The 4622-nt window shown below is 35.9% G+C and carries 3 protein-coding genes and 1 riboswitch; of the genes, 1 reads left to right on the top strand and 2 read right to left on the bottom strand.

What is annotated here, in order from left to right:
- Positions 1 to 335: 335 nt before the first annotated feature.
- Together A9G28_RS09790 and queD are read right to left on the bottom strand one after the other, a co-directional pair.
- Positions 336 to 950 (bottom strand): 7-carboxy-7-deazaguanine synthase QueE, encoded by a 615-nt coding sequence (locus tag A9G28_RS09790; RefSeq protein ID WP_065580553.1) that lies wholly within the window; start codon positions 948 to 950, stop codon positions 336 to 338.
- Positions 947 to 1375, bottom strand: a complete 429-nt coding sequence (gene queD, locus A9G28_RS09785; protein ID WP_065566749.1) for a 6-carboxytetrahydropterin synthase QueD — start codon at positions 1373 to 1375, stop codon at positions 947 to 949. Before queD ends, A9G28_RS09790 begins: the two co-directional genes overlap by 4 nt.
- A 3-nt stretch (positions 1376 to 1378) precedes the next feature.
- Positions 1379 to 1424, bottom strand: a riboswitch (PreQ1 riboswitch).
- A 272-nt stretch (positions 1425 to 1696) separates the two neighbouring features.
- Here queD and clpB point away from each other — a divergent pair.
- Complete coding sequence (clpB, locus tag A9G28_RS09780) at positions 1697 to 4267, top strand: ATP-dependent chaperone ClpB (RefSeq protein ID WP_065580552.1); 2571 nt, start codon at positions 1697 to 1699, stop codon at positions 4265 to 4267.
- Positions 4268 to 4622: the final 355 nt, after the last annotated feature.

Below are 4622 nucleotides of genomic sequence, written 5' to 3'. Positions count from 1 at the left end.
TTATTTGTCAGTATATTTAGGGTTACAAAAAAATTAAATAAAATCAATGTCTTTTCTGAATAATTTTTAAACAAAAAAATAAACTTATTTTGTGGATTATGTGTTTGGAGAACATTTGTGATTATCAATACCCCTTTTTACTAGCAAAGCTTAAAGAATCGACATAAAGCCACTTCATACCAACAAAAACCACTAAAGAATGGAGCAAAATGAAGTTATTTTATTAATTTAAGCAAATAGTGACTTATCTAATTAACTTTCATTATCTTTTTATTTAAAAATTTCTATTCAATCTCATTCTCCAATATTTAACGAGTTAGATTGAAAAATAGACACTATTCAATATCTGCAAGTTTATGACTTTGTATATTCAATAACCATTTATTATCTAATCGATTTTCGTTAATTTTTCCCAGTAGTTTTATGGTATCAAATATATTGAATGCACCATCTTTTTCACAAGGTGAAAGATAATAGCGTTTTGCCTGTATTTGAGTTTCGATATATTGGCAAAAAGCAATAAAATCACGGTGGTTTTCGGTAACAATTCGCACTTCATTGGCTGTTGGTTGGACTATTTTTTGATAGTGCGACTGGTAGCAAAATTTCGGGCTGAGGGCAATATAATCAATAAGCGCATCGACTTTGCCAAGACCGTTACTTTCAATGGCAATAAAATAACCAGCATTTTTTAATGGCAAAAGTAGCTGTGGTAACGCTTTAACCCTAGTGGGTTCACCCCCTGTAATAATAATGTTTTTACTTTTGTATTCGCTTACTTTTGCTATTAATGCCTCTAAGGTAAATCGAGTAAATTGGCGAAAGTTAGTATCACACCAAGCACAATTTAAATTACAGCCTGCAAAGCGGATAAAAATAGCAGGCATTCCCGTATTATAACCTTCGCCTTGTAAAGATTCGAAGATTTCAACTATGCGAAATTCGATCATTTTGGGCTCCGATAATATTCACAATATGAAGTTGGTGTTTCCCATAATTTGATCATCGAAACAGGCAAATATTTAGATAAGCAATCAAAAATAAATTTACTCATCCCCTCTGCAGTTGTTCGGCACGGTAAGGCAAAGACTTTGCGATCCATTTCTTGCAATAATGTAGCAATACGGCACTCATTTCTATTATTTTGATTATAAAGGTAAGCGTGATCAAAAGGATCGACAATATACTTTTTAACAATCATTTTTAGATCGGCATAATCCATTACCATATCTTGACTTGAACCACTATCGATAAGATCACCGCTAATTTCGACTAATAAGCGGTAAGTATGACCATGCAGGTTATGACACTTTTTATTGTGTCCATCTAGCATATGACAAGCATCAAATTGAAACTCTTTGGCTATTTTGAACATGTTGTATTCCTAGTTTTTTTACGTGGGATGGGTTACGAACCACGGTTAGCACGCCTAACAAAATAAAGGTGTTAATATAATGGATAAAAGTTGATTTGTCATCTTTCAACACTGGTTGAACGTGTATTTATATATTGCAAACAACTTTATTTTGATGCTAATTAAGTTTTTTAAATACTCGCTAATTTACTGTACAAATTTTATAAAAAATATTTTAAATTTGCTCTTGAAATTTAGGTTGCAACACTCATTTAGATATCATGCAAATGGGTTGAATGTATACACGTTTAACTCAAATCTATTGCTCAGGAGATAAATACGATGAGGTTAGATAAATTAACAAACAAGTTTCAACAAGCTTTAGCTGATGCGCAGTCAATGGCATTAGGTAAAGACAATCAATATATAGAGCCTGTGCATGTTCTATCAGCCATGCTTAATCAAGAAGGCAGCAGTGTAGCGCCATTGTTAGCTTCAGCGGGTGCAAATGTAGCTATTTTACAACAAGAATTAACTCAGGCGATTGATCGATTACCGCAAGTTCAGGGTGTGGGTGGGGAGGTTATTCCATCACAAGAGTTTGTCCGTACACTTAATCTGTGCGATAAATTATCGCAAAAAAATGGTGACAGTTATATATCATCAGAGCTCTTTATCTTAGCAGCTTTAGAAGATAAAGGGAGCCTAAGTGATATTCTTAAAAAATCAGGTGTCAATAAAGACAAGTTTAGCCAAGCCGTCAATCAAGTAAGAGGTAGTGATAACGTGAATGATCCTAATGCAGAAGATCAACGCGGTGCGTTGAAAAAATATACCATTGATTTAACGCAACGAGCAGAACAAGGCAAACTTGATCCTGTTATTGGGCGTGATGAAGAAATTCGTCGAACTATTCAGGTATTACAACGTCGTACTAAAAATAATCCCGTATTAATTGGTGAGCCGGGCGTAGGTAAAACCGCTATTGTTGAAGGATTAGCACAACGTATCGTTAACCGTGAAGTACCTGAAGGATTGCGTAATAAACGCGTTTTATCATTAGATATGGGTGCCTTGATTGCAGGTGCAAAATATCGTGGTGAATTTGAAGAACGTTTAAAGGCCGTACTTAAAGATTTAGCGAAAGAAGAAGGCCGTATTATATTATTTATTGACGAAATCCATACCATGGTTGGTGCAGGAAAAAGCGATGGTGCAATGGATGCTGGTAATATGTTAAAACCAGCACTGGCTCGAGGGGAATTACATTGCGTTGGTGCAACAACGTTAGACGAATATCGCCAATATATTGAAAAAGATCCTGCGTTAGAGCGTCGTTTTCAAAAAGTGTATGTTGCCGAGCCAACTGTTGAAGACACGATTGCTATTTTGCGAGGATTAAAAGAACGTTACGAATTGCATCATCATGTGCAAATTACCGATCCAGCCATTGTCGCTGCGGCAACGTTATCGCATCGTTATATTTCTGATCGTATGTTACCTGACAAAGCGATTGATTTAATTGATGAAGCGGCATCAAGTATTCGTATGCAAATGGATTCAAAACCGGAATCGTTAGATCGACTTGAAAGACGTATTATTCAACTCAAACTTGAGCAGCAAGCGCTTAAAAAAGAGTCTGATGATGCTAGTAAAAAACGTCTTGAGATGCTAAATGATGAACTTTCTGAAAAAGAAAAAGAATATGCATCACTTGAAGAAGAATGGAAGTCAGAAAAAGCGGCTGTTTCGGGTACGCAAAGCATTAAAGCTGAACTTGAAAAAGCACGTACTGAAATAGAGCAAGCACGTCGCGCTGGTGATCTGAATAAAATGTCTGAATTACAATACGGTAAAATTCCAGAACTCGAAAAGAAACTTGCTTCAGCAACACAGTTAGAAGGCAAAACAATGAAGTTATTGCGCAACAAAGTGACTGATAACGAAATTGCTGAGGTGTTGTCTAAAGCGACCGGTATTCCAGTTTCTAGAATGCTTGAGAGCGAAAAAGACAAATTATTACATATGGAAGATGCCTTACATAAACGTGTAATAGGTCAAAATGAAGCGGTTGTTGCTGTAGCTAATGCGATTCGTCGTAGTCGGGCTGGGCTTTCTGATCCTAATAAACCAATTGGCTCGTTCCTCTTTTTAGGACCAACAGGGGTCGGTAAAACCGAACTTTGCAAATCACTGGCTAACTTTATGTTTGACAGCGAAGATGCCATGGTACGTATTGATATGTCAGAGTTTATGGAAAAACACTCCGTTGCTCGCTTAATTGGTGCACCTCCAGGCTATGTTGGTTATGAAGAAGGGGGGTATTTAACCGAAGCGGTAAGGCGTCGTCCATACTCAGTGATATTACTTGATGAAGTTGAAAAAGCGCATCCAGATGTTTTTAATATCTTACTGCAAGTATTAGATGATGGGCGTTTAACGGATGGTCAAGGTCGCACGGTTGATTTTCGTAATACCGTCATAATTATGACATCAAACTTAGGATCTGACTTAATTCAAGGTCAAGTTGATCTAAGTTATGACGAAATGAAAGCTCTAGTAATGACAGTTGTAACTAAACATTTTAGACCAGAATTTATTAATCGTATTGACGAAACAGTGGTATTCCACCCATTAGGTCAAGAAAACATCAAAGCGATTGCAAAAATTCAGTTGGCGCATGTTGAAAAACGCTTAGATGAACGTGGTTACCAAATGGATATTACTGATGCAGCGCTTGAACATCTTGCTAAAGTGGGCTTCGATCCAATTTATGGTGCAAGACCGTTAAAACGCGCAATTCAACAAGAGATTGAAAATCCATTAGCGCAACAAATACTGTCAGGCAAATTAGTCCCAGGTAAAACCATTCATTTGGATTTAGTTGGTGATAATATTGAAGCTAAACAGTAAGCAAACATAAATTTATAAACCGACCTGTTAGGGTCGGTTTTTTTATATTAGAATGGCGTTATCGTTTAGCAAAAAAACTTGAATTTTTTGTATAAAGAATAATAGCGTCACCCTATAATTTATGGCGTTTTACATTATTAGACAAGTTAACGGTATTTGTTGAATTACGTTAGCGAGTGGTGTTTTTTATCTGTAACCGATTGATCAATTACCGCCAATCCCTTGTTATTCACTTGATTAATAAAACCTTGTTTCTTAAATTTAATTTACCAATAGCATGCATGCCTATAGCCGTCCCTAGTTTATTAACAATGCTTGAGTAAATGAAATATTCAATTAATTTTCTGTATATTAA

Source organism: Gilliamella sp. Fer1-1 (assembly GCF_001690825.1).
Classification (GTDB): Bacteria; Pseudomonadota; Gammaproteobacteria; order Enterobacterales; family Orbaceae; genus Gilliamella; species Gilliamella apicola_C.
The sequence above is the reverse complement of the archived record's forward strand: the minus strand, read 5'-3'. Positions and strand labels throughout refer to the sequence as shown.